Below are 22,096 nucleotides of genomic sequence, written 5' to 3' on the forward strand. Positions count from 1 at the left end.
GCCGCCATCGGAGCCATACGCACCGCAGGAATCACCAACATCGCAGCCGCCAACCGCCACTACGCCCGTGACAGCAACCGCCCGCTGGCCCTACTCGGCATCATCTAACGACTTTGCCGGGGCCCTGGGATCCGGGAGGACTCGAAGAGCCACCGTTCGGCGGCGGGATCCCGCAACGACTCTTCGAGCCGGGTCTCGGCGTCCTCGCTGTCGAGCACCAGCGCGTCGACCCCGTGCTGGATGAGCTTCATGCGGGAGGACAACGTGGCGACCCGAGCCGTTCGCATGGCCGCCGCGTGCGCGCGGGCCTCGGCTGTGCGCCCGGTGCGCAGCGCGGCTTCGACCAGGTCGAACATCACCCAGGTGCAGATCGGCACGTACGGCGCGAGGACACCGGCCGGACTGATGGCCGTGGCGTGCTGGTAGGCGGCTTCGAAGTCGCCGTCCGCCGCGGCGGCGAGCGTGCGGGGATGGTGGGCTATGGCCGCCGCGCCGGCGACACCCCGCGGCAAAGCCCAGTGGGTGATCTCGTCGGCCAGCTTGACGGCTTCGTCGGTCCGGCCCCGGCCCGCCGCGATGATGGCTTTGTCGTAGAGGAAATACCACGACAGGAACGGAAGTCCGCTGACGGTGCAGACCTTCAGGCCTTCCTGGGCCAGCTCTTCGGCCTCGTCCCAGCGACCGGTGAGGTAGTCGTCGAGGCAGAGATGCATGAGCGCGGAGAGTTGCCGGCGCGGCGCGCCTCCGTCGCGTCCCTGACGGACCAGGCGCCAGGAATGCTCGCGGTTGTCGCCGAGCCGGTCCGCGTAGGTCGAAGCGGTGCCGATCCGCATGACCCGGGTCAGGTCCTCCTCCTCGGCCAGGGTGGAGAGCAGCGCGTCCAGCTCGGGCCGGGCGGCCGCGCCGGTGCGGACCGGGTCGGCGAAGGTTCTGCTCAGCACCGAGAGGATGTCGGTCGGCGCCGGTGTGAGCCGGGCCAGGGCCCGGTGGAACACGGCCCAGTGTTCGGCGTCGCCGGCGTACCAGGAGAGCATGAGCAGGGTGTGCAGCGCTTCGTCGAGTGCCGGGTCGTCGGCCCGCCAGTCGTGGTCGCCGATCTCGATCGCCCCGGCGAGCAGGCGGTGGGCCGTGTGCACGTGGCCGTCGCCATTGATCATGAGCAGCGCAGCCGCGTTGGCCGCGTGCAGCGAGCCGGCCGGGTTCAGGCTGGTCACCCGGGCGTCGGCCAGCAGGGTGGTCGCATCGGCGGTGCCTCCGGCCTCCGCGCCGATGTACGCCGCCTCGGCCAGCCGCCGGGTGCGGTTCTCCGCGGTGGCGCTCAGCTCGGCCGCGCGGACCAGGGCGGCGATGGCGGCGATGGCGTCTCCTCGTCGCAGCACCCGGTGGGAGGCGTCCTCGAGTTGCTCCGCCACCGACTCGTCGGGGCCGGCCGTGGCGGCGGCCAGGTGCCAGGCGCGGCGTTCGGGGTCGGTGGGCAGCGCGGCGGCGATGAGGAGGTGGGCGTTGCGCCGTTCCTCGTGGGTGGACACCGCGACGATCGCCGACTGGATGAGCGGGTGGCGGAAGGTGACGAGCCCGGTGACGTCGTCCACGCGCACCAGTTCGGCCCGCTCGGCCGGGGCCAGGTCGGCGAGGCCGGTCAGGCCGCGCAGGACGCGTACGTCGCCGCTGCCCTCGAAGGTGGCCAGCAGAAGCAGCAGCCGGGTGGCGTCGGGCAGGCCGGCGATCCGGTTGGCGAACACCGTCTGGAGATGGTCGCTCAGGGGCACCACGCCCGACTGCCCGGCCCGGGGCCTGGGGCTGCCGGCGAGCGTGGCCGGCAGCTCGACCAGGGCCAGGGGATTGCCCTGGGCGAGGTCGAGCACGCGTTGCCGGGCGCGGGGCGCCATGTCGGGAAAGCGCGCCTGCACCAGCCGGGCGGCGGCGTCCGGGGTCAGCGGCTGAACCGCCGCCTCGGTCAGACCCCGGCGGTCGAGGAAGCTTTCCGTCCCGGTGCGCGAGGCGGCGATGACGCCCACCGGTGACCCTTTCACCCGCCGGGCGACGAAGCCGAGCACCACGGCGCTGGGCCGGTCGGCCCACTGCACGTCGTCGACGATCAGCAGGACGGGCGCCTGGTGGGCGATGGTGGTCAGCAGCAACAGGGCGGCGTTGCCGACCAGCAGCGCGCCCGGGACGGGACCTTCCCCGAAGCCGAGGGCGACGGTCAGGGCGTCGCGCAGGGCCAGCGGCAGCCGCTCGATCTCGGGGTACAGGGGCAGGAACAGCTGATTCAGCAGCGAATAGCTGACGTCGGCCTCGAACTGCGAACCGGCCGCGCGCAGCACCCGCATCCCGTCGGCGTCGGCCAGCCCGGCCGCGGCCGTCAGCAACGCCGACTTGCCGATGCCGGGCTCGCCGCGGACCATCCGGACGTCACCGCTCTGCCGCACCACGCCCAGGAAACGGCCGATACTGGCCAGCTCCGCCTCGCGTCCGAACAGCGGGCCCGTCATCGGTATCGGCTCTGGCAAGGGCTTTGGAGCCGGCTCGGGCTGTGGCATCGGGTGAGCTCCCCGTGGTCACCTGACATGCAATATATTGCACAATGTAAACGAAAGATTGTCAAGATATTCCGGCGGCGCGACGAACGGCTGACGGCGTGACGCCGTAGTGGCCCTGGAAGGTCCGGGTGAAGTAGGCCTGGCTGGTGAAACACCAGCGCGCGGCGATCCGGGCGATGCTGAGGTGGCCGAGGAGCGGGTCGGTCAGGTCCCGGTACGCCGACTCCAGACGCCGCAGCCGGATGTACTCGGTGACCGTGTGCGGTTCGTGCTCGAACAGCCGGTGCAGGCTGCGGGGGGCCATCAGGTGGACGGCGGCGATCCCGTCGTGGGTCAGGCCGGGCTCCGACAGGTGCTCACGGGCGTACCGGAGAACTTGAAGACGCTGGAGGTCCGCCACCGCTTCGTCGCCGGCCGGTTCGCTCCGGTCGAGCGCGCCGGCGATGAGGTGACAGGCGGCCTCGCCCAGGCGTCCGGCGGAGGTGCCGATCGACGTCCGCTGTTTCAGGGCGGCGGCGGTGAAGTCGGCCAGGACGGCGCCCGGACCCGTACCGAACGGGTGCGGATGCCGCATCGCCTGGCGAACGACGTTGTCCGGCAACGACAGCGCCTCGCGCGGGAAGGCCAGCACGATGCACGACCATCGTCCCTCCAGCCGCAGCTCGTAGGGGCGGCCGGCGTCGTAGAGCGCCATCAGGCCGGGCGCGATGCGCACCTGGTGACCGTTCTGGCTGACGGTCGCGGCCCCGTCGAGCTGCAGGCAGAGCTTGAGGCGAGCGGCTCGCTGCCCTCGCGCGGCCGGTGGCGTACGGCGCAGGGTCTGTGGCTTTCCGCTGACCCGGAAGGCGATCAGCGGGCCGAGGGTCGCGCCGGACACCGTGCCGATCGGCCCGTCCGCGGGATCGGCGACGCGGCCGGCGCCGGTCCGGACCCCGGACTGCCGCCACGCCTCAACAGCTGAAGAAGTCACGTCAGACTCGACGTGCCCGACCGGCGGAAGTTCAGTCGCCGCTGGTCAAAGCCCCAGGCGGAAAAGGTCAACCGGGTGCGGCCGGGCCGGGACACCGTGGGTCGCATGCCAGATAGCTATGACTTCATCGTGGTCGGTGCGGGGTCGGCCGGCGCCGTCGTCGCCGCCCGACTGTCCGAGGACCCGCGCGTACGGGTGCTGTTGCTCGAATCCGGCCCGGCCGACACCCTCCCGGAGATCGCGGCCCCGCCGGCGTGGCCCGCTCTGTGGGGCAGCGCCGTCGACTACTCCTATGTCACCGTCCCGCAGACCGGCACCGGAAACGCCGAGCACGCCTGGCCCCGCGGGCACACCCTCGGCGGCTCCAGCAGCATCAACGCCATGGTCTACCTCCGCGGCCACCCGGCCGACTTCGACGGCTGGGCCAAGCAGGGCGCCGACGGCTGGGACTACGCCTCCGTCCTGCCGTACTTCCGGCGGATGGAGACGGTCGTGGGCGGTGATCCGGCCTTCCGCGGCGACAACGGCCCGATGCGGCCGGCGATCGCGGCCGACCCCAACCCGGTGTCCCAGGTCTTCGTGGACGCGGCCGTCGCGGCCGGATATCCGCGGACCGACGACTTCAACGGCGCGAGCCCCGAGGGCGTGGGCTGGCACGACCTGTCCATCACCGGAGGACTCCGGCAGAGCACCGCGGCCGCCTATCTGCACCCGGTGGCCGGCCGGCGGCCGAACCTCACGGTGCTGACCGGCGCCCGCGCGCACCAGCTGATCATCCAGCGGGGACGCTGCGTCGGCGTGACCTTCGCGCGCGACGGCGAGCTCGTCTCCGCGTACGCGGACTACGAGGTCGTGGTCAGCGCCGGCGCGGTCGACTCGCCCCGGCTGCTGATGTATTCGGGGATCGGTGACGCCACGGATCTCGGCTGTCTGGACATCCCGGTGGCGCAGCACCTGCCGGGAGTCGGCCGGAACCTGCACGACCATCCGCTGGCCAGCCTGGTCTTCGAGGCGGACCGGCCGATCCCGGCGGCCCTGACCAACCACGCCGAGACGTCGATGCTGTGGCGCAGCGATCCCGGCCTGCCGGGCCCGGACCTGCAACTGATGTTCATCCACGTGCCGTTCCACCGGCCTGCGCTGCAGGCCCCGCCGAACAGCTTCACCTTCGGCGTCGCGGCAGTGCCCGACTCCCGGGGAACGGTACGCCTGGCCTCGGCCGATCCGACGGTCCCGCCGCTGATCGACCCGAACTACCTCGCGGAGGAGAGCGACGCCAAGCGCCTGATCCACGGCCTGGAGATGGCGCGGCCGATCGCCGCCGCCGCGCCGTTCGACGGCTGGCGCGGCCGCGAGGTCCTGCCCGGCGCGAACGTCCGGCAGTACGCCGGGCTCCGCGAATACCTGCGCTGGGGCACCGGCACCTACTACCACCCGGTCGGCACCTGCGCGATGGGCAGTGAGGCCGACGCGGTGGTCGGCCCCGACCTGCGAGTGCACGGCGTAGACGGGCTCCGCGTGGCCGACGCGTCGGTCATGCCCCGCATCGTCAGCGTCAACACCAACCCCGCAACGATCATGATCGGTGAGAAGGCGGCCGACCTGATCCGATCCGCGCACTCCTGACCGCCGCCGGCCGCCGCCCGTACTCCGGGCCGGGCGATCGGGCGTGATGCCGGCCTCCCCGCGACGGGAGGCCGGAGGACGGACACTGACACGATGCGAGACGGCTTGACCATCGGCGAGTTCGCCACGCTCAGCCATCTGAGCGTGCGGACCCTGCGCCGCTATCACGAGGCCGGGCTGCTGGAGCCGGCGACGGTGGACCCGTTCACGAACTACCGGTACTACGAGCCCGGCCAGATCGGGACGGCGCAGGTCATCCACCGGCTGCGGCAGCTCGACATGCCCCTGGCCGAGGTCAGGTCGATCCTCGCCACCGATGACCCGGAGAAGCGGGCCGCCTTCATCACCGGTCACCTGCACCGGCTGGAGGCCGAGCTGGACCGCACCCGGGCCGCGGTCGTGTCGCTGCGTCAGCTGCTGCGCCCGGACGCGGCCGAGCTCGAGGTCGAGCTGCGGTCGGTGCCCGCCCGGTCGGTCGCGGCCATCAGCGCGCCGGTCGTCCGGGCCGAGGACGCGCTCAGCTGGTTCGACACAGCGATGGACGAGCTGGACGCCGCCTTCCCCGCCGCCGAGCGGACCGGAGCGCCCGGCGGGCTCTACACCAACGAGCTGTTCACCGAAGGCGTCGGCGCCATGACCGTCTTCCGGCCGGTGCTCCGGCCGGGCGCCGCCGGCCGGATCGAGGTCCTCCACCTGCCGGCGGCCGATCTCGCCGTGACCGTTCACGCCGGCCCGCACGACGACATCGACATCACCTACGGGCGCCTGGGCGCGTGGGTGGTCTCGCACGCGCTCGGCATCGACGGTCCGGTCAACGAGACGTACCTGGTCGGTCCCCGGGACGGCGCGGAAGCCGGGCGATGGCGTACCGAGATCGGCTGGCCGGTGTTCCGGGTGACCCCGGCCTGACCGCCGCGACCCGTCCTCCCGGCCGGGCGAACCGGGGTGGGCTCGGCGGTGCCGCCTACGCTCGACGCATGATCGGACGCCGTCGAGAGCTGGCCGTCCTGCAACGGTGGCTGGACCAGGCGGTCGTCGACGCGGGCGCCTGCCTGACTGTCGTGGGTCCGGCCGGATCCGGTAAGACGGTGCTGGCCGGCGTCGCGGCGGAGCTGGCCCGGGAACGCGGGCTGCCGGTGGCCCGGGGCACCGCGGCGGACGCGACGGGCCCCCGGCTGGTGATCGTGGAAGAACCGCCAACCGCCGGGACGGTGGATGTCGATCGGCTGGTCCTCGGTGGCGCGGCCGTGCTGATCACGGCGACTCAGGCCCGGGAATCCGGCCGCCACCTTTATCTCACCCCGCTGACCGAGACGGAACTGGCGGCCCTGCTGCCCGGACGGCCGGCCGAAACCGTGCACGCGGTGTGGTTGCTCACCGCCGGCTGGCCCGGTCCGGCTCTCGATCTCGCGGCCGCCGTGCCGCCCGGCTCCGGCGCGGACGCCGTGGTGGAACTCGCCCTCGCCTCGCCCTCCCGGGGCGAGTTCCTCACCCTCGACATGGCCCTGATCCGGCTGCTGGAGGAGGTCGCGTCCCGGCCGCTCCCGCCGGCCACCCGCGCCCGCGTCCTGGTGCGGCTGGCCGGTGAGCTGCTGGGCGACCCGTCGGCCGCGAGCAGGCGGCGGGAACTGGTCGACGAGGCGGTCCGCCTGGCCCGGACCACCGAGGACCCCGGCACTGTGGCCGAGGTGCTCGACGGGCGCCTGCACGCGTTGTGGGATCCGGCGGCGGCCGATGAACGGCTGTCCACCGCGTCCCAGATCGTCGACCTGGCCCGCCGGGCCGGGGCCGCGGGACTCGAGCGGCGCGGGCTGTTCTGGCGGTTCGTCGCGCTGGCCGAGCTCGGCGACCTGGACGCGGCGGAAGCCGCCCTTGTGGCCTACGCACGGGCGGGGGAGCGCGACGGCGATCCGCAAGCGGCGGTCGTCACCCTGTCCCGGCAGGCCGTCCTGGCGCTGGTCCGGGGCCGCCTGGAACTCGCCGAGACGCTGGCCGCCGAGGTGGCCGAGTTCGGGCGACGGGTCGGGCTGGCCGACACCGAACGGCTGACCGCGTCGCTCCTCGGCCGGCTGGCCCTGCTGCGCGGTGACGCGGCACCTCAGGTCGAGCCGTTGCGGGCGCTCGCCCGGCGGCTGCCCGGACACTTTTTCGAGGTGACCGCGGCCCGGGCCCTGGCCGAGTCGGGTCAGGTCGCGCCGGCGTTGCTCGAGGTGAACCGGCTGTTGCCGGCGGTGCTGGCCGGGGCCGGTCCGCGCTGGATCGGCGCCGTGGCCGATCTGGCCCTGGTGGCGTCGCTCGGTGCGTCTCCGGCGGCCGCTCAGGCTCTCTACGACGCTCTGCTGCCCTACGCCGGCCGGCTGGTCGTCTGGGGCGGGGCGAACACGATCACCGGTCCGGTCGACGACTATCTCGGCCGGCTCGCCTCCCGGCTGGGCCGCACCGACGTGGCCGGCGCCCATTTCGATCGGGCGGTGGCCCAGGAGGAGCGGCTCGGTGCTCTGCCGTGGCTGGCGGCCACCCTCGCGGCCCGGGGCGACCAGGGCCGGGCCACGGCGATCGCCGAGGAGCTCGGCCTTCCGGCGGCCGGGGGACGGCCCGGTCCGGACGGCGGCCGGGGCGCCGAGGTGTGGCGACTCCGGCGCGACGGCGACGACTGGCTGATCGACGCGGGCCCCGAGCAGGCCCGACTGCGCGATGTGCGAGGGCTGCGGCATCTGCGCACCCTGCTGGCCCATCCCGGCCGGGAGATCGCCGCCCTGGATCTCGTGGCGGGCGGCGCCGGGCTGGTGACCTCCCCGCCGGACCCCCTGCTCGACGCCACGGCCCGCGCCGCGTACCGCAAACGGCTCGCGGACCTGGCCGGGCAGCTGGATGCCGCCGACCGCGCCGGGGACGTCGGGCGGGCCACGAAGCTCGCCACCGAGCGGCAGGCGCTGGTGAGTGAGCTGCGGCGGGCCGCCGGGCTCGGCGGCCGGGACCGCCGGCACAACGCCGAGGCGGAACGCGCGCGGGTCAACGCGACGCGGGCCATCCGGGCGGTGCTCACCCGGCTCGAGTCGCTCACCCCCGTCGCCGCGGCCCACCTGCGCGCCTCGGTGCGCACCGGCAGCTCGTTCCGGTACGAGCCGGCCGACGGCGGACCGGCGCGCTGGCAGGTGTGATCGAGGCCACGAACGACTTGTTCCAGGCCCGGTTACGCCTGTGGGGTATGTCGTCTCCCCTCGTTCTTCTTCATGGACTCACCTTCGACCGGCGGCACTGGGAGCCGCTGCGCCGGGAGCTGGCGGTCGTGGACCCCGACCGTACGGTCCTCGCGCTGGACCTGCCGGGCCACGGCGACGCCCCGGTGCGGGCCTCGTACGGTCTGGAAGAGATCGTCGAGGTCCTGCACAGCCAGATCACGGCGGCTGCCCTGCCCGAGCCGCCCACTGTGGTGGGCCACTCCGTGGGCGCGGTGATCGCCACTGTCTACGCCGCCCGCTACCCGGCCCACGAGGTCGTCAACCTGGACCAGATCCTGCTGCCCGGCCCCTTCGGCGGCATCGTCCGTGCGGCCGAGCCGGAGCTTCGCGGTCCGGGCTGGCGGGCGGTGTGGGACCGCATGCTGGCCGGCATGGGCATCGATGCGCTGCAGGGTGAGGCGCGGCAGATCGCCGAGACCGCCACCGATCCCCGGCCCGACCTCCTGCTGGGCTACTGGGCCGAGATCCTGCGCGGCACCGACCAGCAGATCCGGGCCGACCGCGAGGCGGAACTGCGCGGGATCGGCGAACGGGGCATCGGCTATCGCTGGGTCACCGCCGCGCAACCGCCGGCCCCCTATGTCGACTGGATGACGGCGACGCTGCCGACGACCGTCATCACGGTGCTGCCCGGCAGCCATCTGCCGCACCTGGAGCATCCGGCTGAGCTGGCGCGGCTGCTGACCGACAAGAACTGAGGCGGTCAGGTCCGCCGGCCTGCTCGCCGGCGGGGAGGGCGCTCAGGTTCGGCCACGCCCGCCCATCGTCTCGGTCGCCTTGACCCTCTCCCTGGGGGAGACCGCACCGTTGAGGTATGGACACCACATCAAGCCGAGCCGACCTCTCCTGGGACGAGCTGCCGGCCGCCATCACCACGTATCTGCCCGCGCACGAGAAGCACGACACGACGACGGCGCTCGGGTCGTTCGCCGTCGACGCCGTGGTGACCGACGAGGGGCAGACCTACCACGGCCACGACCAGATCCGGGGCTGGCTGACCAAGTCGGCCGGCGAGTACACGTTCACCACCGCGTTCGCCGGCGCCTCCCGGGACGGCGGGACGGGGTGGGACGTGATTCAGCATCTGGAAGGCACCTTCCCGGGCGGATCGGTCGATCTGCACTACCGGTTCACCCTCGACGGCGACCGGATCACCCGGCTCGTGATCGAACCGTAGGAGCCGCGGCTCGGCCGGCTGCCGGTGCTTCCCACCCGGCAGCCGGCCGCGACGCCGGTTCCGTCAGCGCCCGGATCAGGGGCGCGGGTCCACCGCGGCGCAGGTCGCGCCCCGCGCCGGAAGCCGCCCCTCGATCAGGTAGCGGTCGACCACCCCGTTGGGGCACGGCAGGTGCTGGCGGTAGACCCCGTGGCCCCACCCCTGGTAGGTGAACAGCCGCGCGTGGCCGATCTGCTCGGTCACGGTGGCCGCCCAGTGCCGCGGGGTGGCCGGGTCGTGCTGGGCGGCGACGACCAGGGCGGGACGGCGCAGGGCGGCGTCCAGGCGATGCTGCGGGTTGCCGACCTTCCCGGGATGGCCGACACAGAAGCTGAACGACTCCGCACCGGCCGCGCCGACCCGCAGGTGAGGAGCGACCCCTTCGGCGCGCTCGATCAGGCGGGAGAAGTCCGCGAAACCCCGGATGCCGAGGTTCCAATCCTGACAGAACGCCAGGTCGGGGAGGGGCCGGACCTCGGCCGTGGTGGCTGCTCGCCCGGGCGCCGGCGCCGGCCCGCTGTCGAGGGCGGCGAGCCGTTCGGCGAGTCCGGGCCAGGCGGCGGGAAGCCAGGACGTGAACTGGAACTCCGTGGTGAGGCCGTAGCGGGTGTAGCTGCCGAGGTCGCCCCGGTCCGCCCGGTCGCTCAGCGAGGCGAACAGCGCCGGCACATCACGGCCGTGCAGAGCGCACGTCGTCGTCCGGCCGCACCAGGACGCGAACTGCTGGAACAGGTCCTCGGCGGCTGCGGCGTGGGTGACGAAGAACGACCGCGCGGACTGGCTGTGGTCCATCGGGCTGTCGAGCACCATCGCGCGAACCCGGTGCGGGTAGTTCTCGGCGTAGGCCTGGCCCGTCAGCGTGCCGTAGGAGACACCGTAGAAGCTGATCGTCTCTTCCCCCAGCGCGGCCCGGACGGCGTCCACGTCGTGGGCGACGCTCACCGAGTCGAGATGTCCGGCCAGCGGCCCGGTGTGCTTCCGGCAGTCCTCATACAGCGCCCGGTTGTACGACACGAGGCTGTCGTAGGCGGCCCTGGTCGCCGGCACCGGGTGCGGCCGTCGCGCCAGCAGGTCGGCCGAGCAGAGGACGGGATTGCTGCGGCCGACACCCCGCGGGTCGAAACCGACGACGTCGAAGCGGCGAAGCACCTCGGGGTTGAAGTAGCGTTCGTCGAACACAGCGTCCACACCGGACCGGCCTGGCCCGCCCGGGTGGAACATCAGGGTGCCGATCCGGTCGGCGGGGTTCGCGGCCGACCGTTTGGCCAGGGCGAGCTCGAAGGTGGGGCCGTCCGGCCGGGCCCAGTCGACGGGAAGGGTGAGCGACGCGCATCGCACCCGCGGGTCGGCCGGGTGCTCAGGGCAGTCTCGCCAGACCGGACCGGCGCCGGCACGCGGCGAGGCCGAACTTGCGCCGGTGTTGACGATCGCTGCGCCTCCGAGAATCAGCGCCCCGGAGACCAGGACGTACAGCGTGGTCAGGAATTTCCTCGGCATGGGTCCTCCGCGGGACGGGTATCGGTCGGCCGCCGACAACGGCGCACACTGCGACACGACGTACTCCGGCCCGGCTGGTTCAACGAATTCAGGAAGCCGGGCCGCCGGTTGAGACAACAGCCGCCCCGGCCGTCGTAGCGGGTATGACTTCTCTCGACCTGGCGCCGAGTATGGCGTCACAACTTCGGAACTGCAGGCGTTACTGGCTCGGCTACGACAGCGACAATCGGGCTGACGGCAAGGTGTCCCTGTACCGCAGCGGCGTACGGCACGGGCAGTTGAACGGCATTCTGCGGGTCACCGCCGGACGGTTTCCCGAAGCGCTCGCCCCGTCCGAGAGCTTCGGCGCGCTGCCCTGGATCTGGTGGGTCGGTCCGGACAGCTATCCCGGTCTGGCCGGCGATCTGCTCGGCGCCGGTGCGGTCGAGGTCGGAAGGTTGCCGGTGATGGCGGCGCCCATCGACGAGGTGACCGACGTCGACGTCCCGCCCGGCTTGACGATCGAACAGGTCCCGGCGTCCGGCTCGCTGGAGGCCTGGGTGGACGCTTACGCAACCCCCCTGGGTGTGGAGCCGGATCAGCGGAGTGCGGCGGTGCTCATGGAGGCGGGGCATCGGGAGGCTCCGCAGCACCTGATCCGCTTCGCCGGGCGCGTGGACGGGCGCGTCGTCGCGACGTCGGCTCTGCTCGACAACGACGGCGTGGCCGGGATCTACGTGGTGGCGACGCAGGAGTCGTATCGTCGCCGTGGCATCGGCGCGGCCCTCACCGCGGCCGCTGTCGCCGAGGGGCGCCGTCGCGGTCTTCCCCTGGCTTCGTTGCAGGCCACTGCGATGGGCCGGCCGGTGTACGAGCGTCTCGGTCTGCGGCCGGTCGCCGAGTACCGGCTGTTCACGTACTCCTGACCATCGTCCCGGGCCGGTGCGCCGGGTGCGGCGTGCGGTCCGGACGCGGCAGCGTCCGGACCTCCGCGGGCGTCGTCAAGGGTGTCGCGGTTACTCCGAGGGCGCCATGGCCGCGGTCCACGCCGTCTGCGCGCCCACGAGCACGAGCAGGCAGAACAGGATGCCCTCCCACTGGGGTCCGGTGAGCCCGGCGCCCGGCGCGCGTCCGAGCTGAGGGAGCACAGCCACCACGACGATGAGCCCGTACACCGGGGTGGCGACCCGGACCAGCAACCGGGCCGCCGTCCGGCCGCCCGACCTCGCGATCCCCGGGGCGGACGACAGGATCCCCACCGCCCCGGCGACGCCGGCGATCACGAAGGCGGTCCGCCAGACCGCCGTCGCCTCCGGGGCCACCTGACTCACCAGCGCCGCCGCGCCGGGCACGAGGAACTGAAGAGAGATGATGTACGCCGCCCGCCCGCTGCCCGCGCCGGTGCTGCGCAGATGCGGTCGTTCCTGCACGGTCACCCACCACAGGCCGAGCAGAGTGAAGTTGATCCCGGCCAGGATGCCGTAGAACGCGGTCAGCTCCTTCATCGCTCACCTGCCGGCGCGGCGCCGCCTTCGTCGCTATCGGGCAGGGGGAGCACCGGCCGGCGGTGGGAACGGACCATCATGAGTTCTCCATCCAGGTTGCACAGACGTCGTCTTCTTGTACGCAGGGCGGAGCGGACTGTTCACCGCGCTCCGATGGTGGTCGACGCCGGCATCTGTCGCATGACTTAACCGAGCCGTGCGGAGGTCGGCTGTTCGCGTGGGCGCCATCACATCGGCGGAGATGGGCGTCAGCCCGCCATTGCCCTGCAAAAGGCGCGATCCCGGCAATGCGGATCGTCGCACCGGTACGGGGGCGGGCAGGCGAATGACTGATTCGGGGGACGGGCCGCGAGCGGAGGGTGGTTCTCACAACGGCCCGCTGTTCAGGGCGCGTCGTTCGTCTCGTTCGTCTCGGAGGAGTTCTTCATGAAGCCCACGGTTGTTCTGGTGCATGGCGCCTTTGCGGAGTCGGCGAGCTGGAATGGTGTGATCAGCCGGTTGCAGGCTGCCGGTCATCGCACTGTCGCCGCCGGCAATCCGTTGCGGAGTCTGTCGGGCGATGCCGCTTCGGTGTCTGATCTGCTGGCCACCATCGAGGGACCGGTGGTCCTGGTGGGCCATTCCTATGGTGGGGCTGTCGCGTCGAATGCCGCGGTCGGCAACGACAACGTCAAGGCGCTGGTTTATGTGGCCGCGCTGGCCCCGGACAAGGGTGAGACCACTCCTGATCTGCTCGGGATGTTCCCGGGGGCGACGCTGGGGGAGCACCTGTACGAGGTGCCGCTGAGCGATGGCACCGCCGACGTCTATGTCGCCGCCGAGCACTACCACGAGCATTTCTGTGCTGACGTGCCGGCCGGACAGGCCGCGCTGGATGCGGCTACGCAGCGGCCGTTCAACTCGGTGGCGCTCAACGAGGCGTCGGGTGAGCCGGCGTGGAAGACGATCCCGTCGTGGTTCATCTCGCCCGAGCAGGACCGGGCGATCCCGCTGGAGACGTTCCGGTTCATGGCCGGACGGGCCAACGCCCGCGAAGCGGTCGAGGTGCCCGGCGCGTCGCACGCTCTGGCCGTTTCGCAGCCGCAGGTGGTGGCCGAGTTCATCCTCCGGGCCGCCGCGGCCGTCTGAATCGACCCTGGCCCGATGGTCGACCTGCCGGGCCCGGCGCCGCGAAGTGATTGACGGATCCACTCAGTTCTCGAAAGGACAAGTTCTCATGAAGGTTCAATTGTCGCGTGTGCCCGGTCGTCGGGTCGCTGTGCGGACGGTGATGACCGCGGGTGTGGCGGTGGCCGCGCTGGTGGCCGGGTCGGCCGGTGCGACGGCGCAGTCGCGGCCCTCGGCCAAGCCGACGGTGGTGCTGGTGCACGGTGCGTTCGCGGATTCGTCGAGCTGGAACGGTGTGGTCACCGAGCTGCTCGGTGACGGCTATCCGGTGGTGGCCGCGGCGAACCCGCTGCGGGGGCTGCACTCGGATGCCCAGTACCTGCGCAGTGTGCTGGCCGGGGTGAAGGGGCCGATCGTGCTGGCTGGGCATTCCTATGGCGGGTCGGTGATGAGTGAGGCCGCCGATGGGGACAAGGACGTCAAGGCGCTGGTGTACATCGCCAGCTTCGCCCCCGACAAGGGGGAGAGCACGTCCGCGCTGGCGGCGAAGTTCCCGGGCGGGCAGTTGGGCGAGGCCCTGAACGAGGTGCCGGTGACGGTGCCCGGCGCGGGGGCGGGGACGGATCTGTACATCAAGCAGGATCAGTTCCGGCGGGTGTTCGCCGCGGATGTGCCGCGGCGGGAGGCGGCGCTCATGGCGGCGACACAGCGGCCGATCACGAGTGCGGCGCTGGACGAGAAGGCGACCAGGACGGCGTGGAAGTCGATCCGGTCGTGGTTCCTGATCACCCGGCAGGATCTGGCGATTCCGGCGGACTCGATGCGGTTCATGGCCAAGCGGGCCAAGTCCCGCACGGTCGAGATCGACGCTTCGCACGCGGTCACGGTGTCCGAACCCGACGCGGTCGCCGACCTGATCGTCGAGGCGGCCCGAGCCACCACCCGCTGACCACCGCAGGGCGCGCCCGGCAGGCTCCTGGTTTGAGCTTCCGCGTCCTGCCGGGTCGCCTCCGAGCACGCAGCCGCGAATGACCGACGACCGTTGAACTGTGGCCGTTCGCACCCGTCGTAGCGAAAGGCACCCCAAAACGATCTTTAAGGAACGTTCAGGAGTTACCTACCGTCATTCAGCAAACACCGTTCAGGAGCAGAGACAGTGCCGCACGTAAGCAAGGAGTGTTGACGAGCTCGCAGTCAACACAGTTCCTAGTGCACGTAGGGGGGATAGTTCCGTGCCTTCGACCAACGGCGACGAGACATCGTGGTGTTTCGGCGTGCTCGGACCGGTGCACGTCCGGCGGCAGGGAACGGAAGTGGACCTCGGTGCCCGGCAGCAGCGTCTGATCCTGGCCTTGTTGCTGGCCAACGCGGGGCAGCCGGTCGGTCTCGCGGACATCGTCGAGGTGTTGTGGGATCAGCGGCCGCCGCAGAGTGCGGTGAACGTCGTGCACCGTTATGTGGGTGCGTTGCGGCGGTTGTTCGAGCCGGGCCTGGCGGCCCGGTCGGCCGGGCGGTGGTTGCTCGGTGATGCGGCCGGCTATCGGATGCGGGTCGACGCGGACAACCTCGACCTGCTGCGGTTGCGGGAGCTGGCCGAACAGGCCAGGGCGGACGCCTCGGCCGGGCGGTTGCCGGAGGCGATGTCGGCCTTCGAGCAGGCTCTTGCCCTGTGGCGCGGACCGTGCGGCGGCGTGGCCGAACTCGGCGCCAACGACAACCTGACCTTCAGCGTTGTCGACCACGAGTGTGCCGACCTGGCCCGGGAGGCGGCCGCCCTGGCGTTGCGCCTGGAGCGGTCCCGATCGATTCTTCCCGTGCTGCGGCGGATGGCCGAACACCGTCCGCTGGACGAGGCTCTGCAGGCTCAGCTCTTGCTGACCTTGTCGGCCGACGGGCAGCAGGCCGAGGCGATCACCCTCTATCACGACATTCGCCGCCGGTTGGCCGAGGAACTGGGTGTGGATCCGGGTGAGGAGCTCCGCGAGGCGTATCACCTCGTCCTGGGGCAGAACGCGGCTGAGCCGTCAGCCTCGCGGACGCCGGGCGGGATGACCATCAGCCGAGCCTCGGCTGTCTCCACCGTGCTCCCGGCGCAATTGCCGGCTGATCTGCCGTATTTCACGGGTCGTGACGAGGCGCAGCGCCGGACGTTGGGTCTGGTCAACGGTCACGTGCTGACGCAGGTGTCGATGCCGGTGCTGGCCATCGACGGGATTCCGGGTATCGGCAAGACCAGTCTGGCCATTCATCTGGCTCATCAGCTGGCCGATGCCTATCCGGACGGGCAGCTGTACGTCGATCTGCAGGGTTTCGACCCCGAACAGTCCGTGCTGCATCCGGCGGAGGCGCTGCAGGGTTTCCTGAACGCGCTGGGAGTGCCGGATGCCGACATCCCGGCGAGTCATCACGCCCGGTCGGGTCTGTATCGCAGTGTGCTGGCCGGTCGGCGGGTTCTGGTGGTGCTGGACAACGCGCACAGCGTGGAGCAGGTCCGTCCGTTGTTGCCGGGGGCGCCGGGGTGCCTGGTGCTGGTGACCAGTCGTAAACGGTTGACCGGGCTGGCGACCGCGCACGGCGCGCATCTGATGACGCTGGATGTGTTGTCGGCCGAGGACGCCCGGGACTTCCTGGTGTCGCGGATCGGGCCGGCTCGTACGGGGGCGGACCCGGCGGCGGTGGCCGAGATCGTGGCGCGGTGCGGGCGGTTGCCGTTGGCGCTGGCGGTGGTCGCGGCCCGGGCGTTGACGCATCCGGATCACCGGCTGGCCGACATCGCCGGGGAACTCCGTGACGCGCAGGGCAGCCTGGACGGGTTTTCCCATGACGACATGGGCAACGACATCCGGGCGATCTTCTCGTGGTCGTACCGGATGCTCGGTGCCCGGGCGGCCAGGTTGTTCCGGTTGTTGTCGTTGCATCCGGGCCCGGATATCGCTGTCGCGGCGATGGCGAGCCTGGCTGGTGTGCCGTTGGGTGAGGCCCGGGTGCTGGTCGGTGAGCTCGTACGGACGGGTTTGGTGGCCGAGCACACGGTGGGCCGGTACACCACACATGATCTGATCCGCGCGTACGCGCAGGAACTGGTCGGTCTGCACGACGACGACCAGGCCCGGGCGGACGCGTTCGACCGGCTCGTGCACCACTACCGGCTGAGCGCCTACAACGCGGACCTCCTTCTGGGCCCCACCGTCGTGCTGAACCGGCCCGAGGCGCCGGGGGACACCGTCATCGCCCACCTGGGCGACGCGGCGGAGGCCGTCGACTGGTTCAACCAGGAGCGGCACGTCCTCAAGGCCCTGGTCCAGCGCCGGCTCGAGGACGGCCATCCCGGGTCGGCCTGGCGGTTGGCCCTGACCCTGCAGCGTTTCAGCCATCGCGAAGGCTGGTGGCACGACTGGGCGGCGATCGCCCGGGCCTGTCTGCAGGCGGCCACCGTCGCCGGGGACGACCTCGGCCGCGCCCACATGTCCCGGAGTCTGGCCGGCGCCGAACTCTCCCTGGGCGATCCCGACTCCGCGGCACGGCTGCTGCGTCTCTCGCTCGACCTGTTCACCAGGCTGGGCAACCCGGAGGAGCAGGCGCTGGTGTATCGCAACCTCGGCCAGCTGCGGGCCGCGCAGGCCGATCATCTCGACGCCGTCGACAATTACGAGCACGCTCTGCGCCTGTTCGAGTCCCTGGACGATCGGCCGGCCCAGGTCATCGTCCTGTACTGCCTGGCCGACGCGCAGGTTCACCTCGGCCGGCCGGACACCGGCATGACGCTGGCCCACCGTGCGTTGTCGATCGCCGAAGCGCTGGGAGACCCGGAAGGGCTCGGGCTGTCCCACGAGGCGCTGGCGCTGAGCCTCGAGGCCGACGGGGACCTGTCGGCCGCGCTGACCGCCTGGAAACAGGCGAACGAGATCTACCGGCAGATGGGGTGGCGGATGAACCAGACCGAAGCGCTGACCCACCAGGGCGACACCGCACTGGCCCTGGGCGACCCGGCCCAGGCTCGCGCAGCCTGGCGACAGGCCCTCGAGCTGCTCAGCCACCGGCATCTTCCCCTGGTGGCCGAGATCGAGGAGCGTCTCACCCGCCTCGAGGCGCCCAGGGCCGTACGGGCCTACGGCACACGCTGAACTTGCTGGTCCGCGCTCCGTCGTGTCGGATATGGGACACGCGCCTGCGGATGGCGGAATCAATCCGGACGTCGTCGAGGACGATCAAGCATCGTGGCTGGCGTTGACGGATGTTCTCTCGCGGAGTTTCGCCGCGCCGCGGATTCTGCCCGCCGACCATGAGAAGGCGCTGGCCAGCCTGCGTCAACTCCAGGTCACCGCCACCTCGCCGCTGGGTGCCATAGCCCTGAACAGCGGGGGCATCCTGCTGTACGACGGCTGGCTCCGCATCTTCGGCGGTTCGCCGTGCCCGGAGGAGGGTCTTCCCAGCATCGGGCAGATCAACAACTTCCCGGTGCCCATGGACCGGATGTGGACGCCGACGGAGGGGCTGATCGTCGCGCATGACGTGCTGGGCGGCATCTTCCTCCTCAACGGTCTGCGGCCGGGCGCCGGCCGGCCCGGCGTGCCGGGGGAAGTGATCTACTTCGACCCCTCGACGCTGAACTGGACGCGGATGAGGATGTCCCACAGCGAGTGGCTGGCCTGGTGTGTCTCCGGCGATCTCCCGCACTTCTACGACGGTCTGCTCTGGCCGAGATGGCGCGACGACGTGATGGCGCTCCGGGCCGACCAGGGCATCGTCGTCTCGCCGTCCCTCTGGACCGGGGAGACCGCGGCCGCGGGAGGCGACGTGACCCGGACCGTCGCCTCCATGGCCGAGGTTCTCGCCCTCCAGTTCGACGCCGCCCAGCGGCACGGGCGACGGCTCGACGGCGCCCTGGGGCGCTTTCCGCCGCCCGCCTGCCGCTGAGGGTTCGAGGAGCGCGGGCGGGCCGCGTCAGTGCGGGCTGATCTTGACCGGGGCGTCGAACCAGGCGGCCTCCCGCAGCGTGGACAGCAGTCGCTCCCGGCGTACCTCGTCCTGGTGGTCGATGAAGAGGACCCCGTCGAGGTGGTCGGTCTCGTGCTGGAGGCAACGGGCCAGCAGACCGGTGCCGACGACCTGCACCGGGTCACCGGTCTTGGTGTAACCCTTGGCCTCGACGTTCATGCGGCGCTTGGTGTCGAGGTAGATGCCGGGAATGGACAGGCAGCCCTCCGGACCGTCCTGTTCCTCTTCGTCGGGGAACTCCAGGACGGGATTGACCAGGTGGTCGAGACGGTGACTGTTACCCGGAAGGTCCGGGTTGACGGCGAAGACACGCAGGCTCACGCCGATCTGCGGAGCGGCCAGGCCGGCGCCCCGCGACCGGGCCAGAGTCTGGCTGAGGTCGCGGACGAGCTTGCCGAGCTCCCGATCGAACGTGCCGACGGGCTCGGCCGGCTGACGCAGCACCTCGTCGCCGACGGTGCGGATGGGCACTACGGTCATGAGGTTCCTCCTCTTGTCGGTCCTGATGTGACACGGCCGGTCGGCCGCGGAATCGACCCTGGGCGTTGCCGCTTCGGACGACACACCTGTGCCGACGGTTGTGCGGACCCGTGGTTCAGCCGGGGCTTGACCGTGTCGTGACCACATGGTTTCGACTGGCCCCATGAACCCTCGTCCTCCTGCCGGCGTGGTCGCGCCGGGAGCCGCGCCCGACCCCCGGCCGGCCTCCCTCTCGCTCGACGACACGCGTCCCTTCGGTACGCACCTCCGGATGGCCTGGTGGAAGTCGCTGATCGTCATCGCCGCGCTGCCGGTGACGTTGCTCCTGCTGCAGCTGGGGCTCTACCTGCTGGCTGGTCTGGCCGAGGGCGGCGACCCGCTCGAGTCGACGCTCACCCCGCTCAAGCTGCTCGCGGCCAATCTCAGCACCGGCCTGACGGCGTTGCTGGCCGTGGTGCTCGTCTCGCGGTTCGCGAAGGTGCCGTGGCGCACGGTCTTCAGCTCGCCGCGACGCTTCGACCTCCGGCGCCTGGCGGTCTTCTTCGCGGGCTCGGTGGTGCTCGTCGGGGCCGGCACCGCGGTCGTGGCGGCCGTCGCGCCCGACGCCGCGGGCTGGGTCGGCTTCGGGGTCAGCGGCACGACCGTGGCGTTGCTGGCCGTGGTGGTCCTCTCCACTCCGGTGCAGTCGGCCGGTGAGGAGATCATGTTCCGGGGCGCGGTTCTCCCGGCCGCCGCGTCGTGGTTCCGGGCGGTGCGGCCGGCCTTCATCGCCGGGCTCGTGGTCTCGAGCCTCCTGTTCGCCGTCGTGCACGGGGCGAGCGATCCCTGGCTCCTCGGCTACTACGTGTTCCTCTCGGCTTGTACGGCCCTGATGGGCTGGATCACCCGCGGTCTCGAAGCCGCGATCGCCTTCCACGTCGCCAACAACGTGGTCACGACGACCGTCAATGTGCTCCTCGCCGGAGGTGGCTCTCTCGTCGTCGAGCGTGGCGAAGGGGCGGGCGGCGGTCCCGCGCTGATCGTTCTCGCCGCCGTGAACGTCTGCGTGCTCACCTTCGTCGGGCTTCGCGAGCGGGCGGCTCGCCGGGAGATGTCCCCTCCGGAACGCGCAGGACGGGGCCGCTGATGTTCGACGATTGGCGACGGCGTCGGGCCGTCCAGCGCATCAAGCCCGGTGACGGGCGTGCCCTGAAGCGTTTTCGCTGGTGGCAGACGCTGTCCCGGTCACTGTTCTCCCTTCCGGCGGACAGCCGCGCCGGCCGGCCGGCGGCTTATGCCATCGACGTGAACCACCTGAGGAGCAACGACAACGGCGACACCGAGGCCCACCTCTACCGCGACGGCCGGTTCCAGGCCCGGGTCCGGCTCCCCGCCGTCTTCCCGGTCGAGGGCGGTGCGATCGAGGTGGCGACGTCGGCCTTCGGCGTCCGGCGGTGTCACTTCGTCACCGACAACGGAGCCGAACAGCAGCTCGTACCGGACCCGCGCTCCGCCGAGGGCCGCCGCGCACGCCTCGATCGCGAGCGCCCGGCGCTCAGCCGATGGATCGGCGCGATCGCCGTCGTCCTGGTCGGCGTCCCGTTCGTTTTCGCCCTCGCGCAGACCGCCGAGGCGGTCTCCCGATTCCCGCCGCTGGCCGAGCGTTTCGGTGTCTTCGAGTCGCCCGTCGACGTGCCGGGCTGGTTCGCCGCCGTGCTCACCATCAGCGCCGTGGTGGGCAGCACGGAGCGGGCGCTGCGCCTGCGCTACAACTCCTGGCTGGACGCGATCGCGAGCTGACGGGCTGGTGATGGGTGCCCTGTCGGTACACCCATCACCAGAAACTTCTCCATCCTCGGCCGGTGCGGTTCTCTGGAACTGCGAGAACGACCAGTGAGGAGAAACGTCATGCGTGGTGTTGTCATGCACGCCCCGGGGGACGTCCGCGTCGAGGACCGCCCCGACCCGCGGATCGAGCAGCCCACCGACGCGATCATCAAGGTGTCGGCGGCCTGCGTGTGCGGATCCGACCTGTGGCCGTACCGGGGCATCGAGAAGCTCGAAGCCGCGACGCCGATGGGTCACGAATACGTCGGCGTCGTCGAGGAGGTCGGCAGCGAGGTCACCACCCTCAAGCCCGGGCAGTTCGTCGTCGGCTCGTTCTGGGCCTCCGACAACACGTGTGAGATCTGCCGGGCCGGCTACCAGTCCGGCTGTGTGCACCGGGTCCTGATGGGCACCATCGGCACCCAGGCCCAGTACGCGAGGATCCCCCTCGCCGACGGCACGCTGGTCGCCACGCCCGAGGTGCCGCCGGCCGATCTGATCCCCGGCTATCTGGCCGCCTCGGACGTGCTGGGCACCGGCTGGTTCGCCGCGGTCGCCGCCGAGGCCGGCCCGGGCAAGACGGTCGCGGTCGTCGGTGACGGCGCTGTCGGCCTGCTCGCTGTGCTCGCCGCCCGGCAACTCGGCGCCGAGCGGGTCATCGCGATGAGCCGGCACGAGTCGCGGCAGAAGCTGGCCCGCGAGTTCGGCGCCACCGACATCGTCACCGAACGCGGCGAGGAGGGCATCGAACGGATCAGGGAGATGACCGGGGGCCTCGGCGCTCACTCGGTCGTGGAGGCCGTCGGTACCCAGGAGTCGATGATGCAGGCCATCAACTCGGCCCGTCACGGCGGGCACGTCGGCTTCGTTGGCGTCACCCACGATGTGGCCCTGCCCGGCCTGGGGTTGTTCGGCGCGCTGGTGCACCTGCACGGCGGCCCGGCCCCGGTGCGCCGGTTCCTGCCCGACCTGATGGAGCTGATCGGGGACCGCACCATCGACCCGGGCCGGGTCTTCGACCTCGACCTGCCCCTCGACCGGGCGGCCGAGGGCTATCAGGCGATGGACGAGCGCCGCGCCGTCAAGACCCTGCTGCGCCCGTAGCCGGGCTGCCGCTTCGACAACGG

18 protein-coding genes are annotated in these 22,096 nt (G+C 71.6%); 13 read left to right on the forward strand and 5 right to left on the reverse strand.

Going from position 1 to position 22,096, the window contains the following annotated elements; all coding sequences use genetic code 11:
• Nucleotides 1-104: 104 nt before the first annotated feature.
• Both HJC40_RS33965 and HJC40_RS46365 read right to left on the reverse strand, forming a co-directional pair.
• The gene (locus tag HJC40_RS33965) at nt 105-2,495 is read right to left on the reverse strand and encodes an AAA family ATPase (RefSeq protein ID WP_250007497.1); all 2,391 of its coding nucleotides are present in this window, start codon (nt 2,493-2,495) and stop codon (nt 105-107) included.
• A gap of 109 nt (nt 2,496-2,604) precedes the next feature.
• The gene (locus HJC40_RS46365) at nt 2,605-3,513 is read right to left on the reverse strand and encodes a helix-turn-helix domain-containing protein (protein WP_250007499.1); all 909 of its coding nucleotides are present in this window, start codon (nt 3,511-3,513) and stop codon (nt 2,605-2,607) included.
• A 105-nt stretch (nt 3,514-3,618) separates the two neighbouring features.
• On the opposite strand from HJC40_RS46365, the gene HJC40_RS33975 reads away from it, so the two are divergent.
• The 5 genes from HJC40_RS33975 (at nt 3,619) to HJC40_RS33995 (ending at nt 9,558) form a co-directional block, all read left to right on the forward strand.
• Nucleotides 3,619-5,139 carry a GMC family oxidoreductase gene (locus HJC40_RS33975; protein WP_250007500.1) on the forward strand — a complete coding sequence of 507 codons (1,521 nt, stop codon included), beginning with the start codon at nt 3,619-3,621 and terminating at the stop codon, nt 5,137-5,139.
• Between the two features lie 93 nt (nt 5,140-5,232).
• A complete protein-coding gene (locus tag HJC40_RS33980; RefSeq protein ID WP_250007501.1) occupies nt 5,233-6,048 on the forward strand; it encodes a MerR family transcriptional regulator in 816 nt (271 codons plus the stop codon).
• Nucleotides 6,049-6,116: 68 nt separating this feature from the next.
• Nucleotides 6,117-8,300, forward strand: coding sequence for an ATP-binding protein (locus HJC40_RS33985; protein ID WP_250007502.1), 2,184 nt, complete (start codon nt 6,117-6,119; stop codon nt 8,298-8,300).
• Nucleotides 8,301-8,347: 47 nt separating this feature from the next.
• Nucleotides 8,348-9,079 (forward strand): alpha/beta fold hydrolase, encoded by a 732-nt coding sequence (locus HJC40_RS33990; RefSeq protein ID WP_250007503.1) that lies wholly within the window; start codon nt 8,348-8,350, stop codon nt 9,077-9,079.
• 116 nt (nt 9,080-9,195) lie between these two features.
• Nucleotides 9,196-9,558, forward strand: a complete 363-nt coding sequence (locus HJC40_RS33995; RefSeq protein WP_250007505.1) for a nuclear transport factor 2 family protein — start codon at nt 9,196-9,198, stop codon at nt 9,556-9,558.
• A 75-nt stretch (nt 9,559-9,633) separates the two neighbouring features.
• Here the strand turns inward: HJC40_RS33995 and HJC40_RS34000 are convergent, their stop codons facing one another.
• Entirely contained in the window at nt 9,634-11,094 is a 1,461-nt protein-coding gene (locus HJC40_RS34000; RefSeq protein WP_250007506.1) for an alpha/beta hydrolase, read from the reverse strand.
• A 143-nt stretch (nt 11,095-11,237) separates the two neighbouring features.
• On the opposite strand from HJC40_RS34000, the gene HJC40_RS34005 reads away from it, so the two are divergent.
• Nucleotides 11,238-11,999 (forward strand): GNAT family N-acetyltransferase, encoded by a 762-nt coding sequence (locus tag HJC40_RS34005; protein ID WP_250007507.1) that lies wholly within the window; start codon nt 11,238-11,240, stop codon nt 11,997-11,999.
• Nucleotides 12,000-12,089: 90 nt separating this feature from the next.
• On the opposite strand, the gene HJC40_RS34010 is transcribed toward HJC40_RS34005, so the two are convergent.
• Nucleotides 12,090-12,578 carry a hypothetical protein gene (locus HJC40_RS34010; RefSeq protein ID WP_250007508.1) on the reverse strand — a complete coding sequence of 163 codons (489 nt, stop codon included), beginning with the start codon at nt 12,576-12,578 and terminating at the stop codon, nt 12,090-12,092.
• Nucleotides 12,579-13,004: 426 nt separating this feature from the next.
• Between HJC40_RS34010 and HJC40_RS34015 the strand changes: the two genes are divergently transcribed.
• The 4 genes from HJC40_RS34015 to HJC40_RS34030 all read left to right on the forward strand — a co-directional run bounded on the left by HJC40_RS34015 (nt 13,005) and on the right by HJC40_RS34030 (nt 18,602).
• Complete coding sequence (locus HJC40_RS34015; RefSeq protein WP_250007509.1) at nt 13,005-13,706, forward strand: alpha/beta fold hydrolase; 702 nt, start codon at nt 13,005-13,007, stop codon at nt 13,704-13,706.
• 88 nt (nt 13,707-13,794) lie between these two features.
• On the forward strand, nt 13,795-14,634 hold the full coding sequence (locus HJC40_RS34020; RefSeq protein WP_250007510.1) for an alpha/beta fold hydrolase: 840 nt from the start codon (nt 13,795-13,797) through the stop codon (nt 14,632-14,634).
• 283 nt (nt 14,635-14,917) lie between these two features.
• Entirely contained in the window at nt 14,918-17,809 is a 2,892-nt protein-coding gene (locus tag HJC40_RS34025) for a BTAD domain-containing putative transcriptional regulator (RefSeq protein ID WP_250007512.1), read from the forward strand.
• A 31-nt stretch (nt 17,810-17,840) separates the two neighbouring features.
• A complete protein-coding gene (locus HJC40_RS34030) occupies nt 17,841-18,602 on the forward strand; it encodes a DUF2625 family protein (protein WP_284044122.1) in 762 nt (253 codons plus the stop codon).
• Between the two features lie 27 nt (nt 18,603-18,629).
• Here the strand turns inward: HJC40_RS34030 and def are convergent, their stop codons facing one another.
• The gene (gene def / locus HJC40_RS34035; RefSeq protein WP_250007514.1) at nt 18,630-19,163 is read right to left on the reverse strand and encodes a peptide deformylase; all 534 of its coding nucleotides are present in this window, start codon (nt 19,161-19,163) and stop codon (nt 18,630-18,632) included.
• A 163-nt stretch (nt 19,164-19,326) separates the two neighbouring features.
• Here def and HJC40_RS34040 point away from each other — a divergent pair, with 163 nt between their 5' ends.
• From HJC40_RS34040 to HJC40_RS34050, 3 genes are all read left to right on the forward strand, one after another.
• Complete coding sequence (locus tag HJC40_RS34040) at nt 19,327-20,289, forward strand: CPBP family intramembrane glutamic endopeptidase (protein WP_250007515.1); 963 nt, start codon at nt 19,327-19,329, stop codon at nt 20,287-20,289.
• Nucleotides 20,289-20,942: a hypothetical protein gene (locus HJC40_RS34045; protein ID WP_250007516.1), complete on the forward strand. Its 654-nt coding sequence runs from the start codon at nt 20,289-20,291 to the stop codon at nt 20,940-20,942. The genes HJC40_RS34040 and HJC40_RS34045 overlap by 1 nt, the downstream gene beginning before the upstream one ends.
• 108 nt (nt 20,943-21,050) lie before the next feature.
• Entirely contained in the window at nt 21,051-22,073 is a 1,023-nt protein-coding gene (locus HJC40_RS34050; RefSeq protein ID WP_250007517.1) for a zinc-dependent alcohol dehydrogenase family protein, read from the forward strand.
• Nucleotides 22,074-22,096 lie beyond the last annotated feature (23 nt).

The organism is Actinoplanes sp. M2I2 (genome assembly GCF_023544445.1).
GTDB lineage: Bacteria > Actinomycetota > Actinomycetes > Mycobacteriales > Micromonosporaceae > Actinoplanes.

What these genes read in the sequence shown, in the direction of transcription:
- HJC40_RS34005 (WP_250007507.1), top strand. Translation starts at nt 11,238, where the DNA reads ATGACTTCTCTCGACCTGGCGCCGAGTATGGCGTCACAACTTCGGAAC.
- HJC40_RS33980 (WP_250007501.1), top strand. Translation starts at nt 5,233, where the DNA reads ATGCGAGACGGCTTGACCATCGGCGAGTTCGCCACGCTCAGCCATCTG.
- def (WP_250007514.1), bottom strand. Translation starts at nt 19,163, where the DNA reads ATGACCGTAGTGCCCATCCGCACCGTCGGCGACGAGGTGCTGCGTCAG.
- HJC40_RS34040 (WP_250007515.1), top strand. Translation starts at nt 19,327, where the DNA reads ATGAACCCTCGTCCTCCTGCCGGCGTGGTCGCGCCGGGAGCCGCGCCC.
- HJC40_RS34010 (WP_250007508.1), bottom strand. Translation starts at nt 12,578, where the DNA reads ATGAAGGAGCTGACCGCGTTCTACGGCATCCTGGCCGGGATCAACTTC.
- HJC40_RS33985 (WP_250007502.1), top strand. Translation starts at nt 6,117, where the DNA reads ATGATCGGACGCCGTCGAGAGCTGGCCGTCCTGCAACGGTGGCTGGAC.
- HJC40_RS33990 (WP_250007503.1), top strand. Translation starts at nt 8,348, where the DNA reads ATGTCGTCTCCCCTCGTTCTTCTTCATGGACTCACCTTCGACCGGCGG.
- HJC40_RS34045 (WP_250007516.1), top strand. Translation starts at nt 20,289, where the DNA reads ATGTTCGACGATTGGCGACGGCGTCGGGCCGTCCAGCGCATCAAGCCC.
- HJC40_RS34000 (WP_250007506.1), bottom strand. Translation starts at nt 11,094, where the DNA reads ATGCCGAGGAAATTCCTGACCACGCTGTACGTCCTGGTCTCCGGGGCG.
- HJC40_RS34015 (WP_250007509.1), top strand. Translation starts at nt 13,005, where the DNA reads ATGAAGCCCACGGTTGTTCTGGTGCATGGCGCCTTTGCGGAGTCGGCG.
- HJC40_RS34050 (WP_250007517.1), top strand. Translation starts at nt 21,051, where the DNA reads ATGCGTGGTGTTGTCATGCACGCCCCGGGGGACGTCCGCGTCGAGGAC.
- HJC40_RS34030 (WP_284044122.1), top strand. Translation starts at nt 17,841, where the DNA reads ATGGGACACGCGCCTGCGGATGGCGGAATCAATCCGGACGTCGTCGAG.
- HJC40_RS34020 (WP_250007510.1), top strand. Translation starts at nt 13,795, where the DNA reads ATGAAGGTTCAATTGTCGCGTGTGCCCGGTCGTCGGGTCGCTGTGCGG.
- HJC40_RS33975 (WP_250007500.1), top strand. Translation starts at nt 3,619, where the DNA reads ATGCCAGATAGCTATGACTTCATCGTGGTCGGTGCGGGGTCGGCCGGC.
- HJC40_RS33965 (WP_250007497.1), bottom strand. Translation starts at nt 2,495, where the DNA reads ATGACGGGCCCGCTGTTCGGACGCGAGGCGGAGCTGGCCAGTATCGGC.
- HJC40_RS33995 (WP_250007505.1), top strand. Translation starts at nt 9,196, where the DNA reads ATGGACACCACATCAAGCCGAGCCGACCTCTCCTGGGACGAGCTGCCG.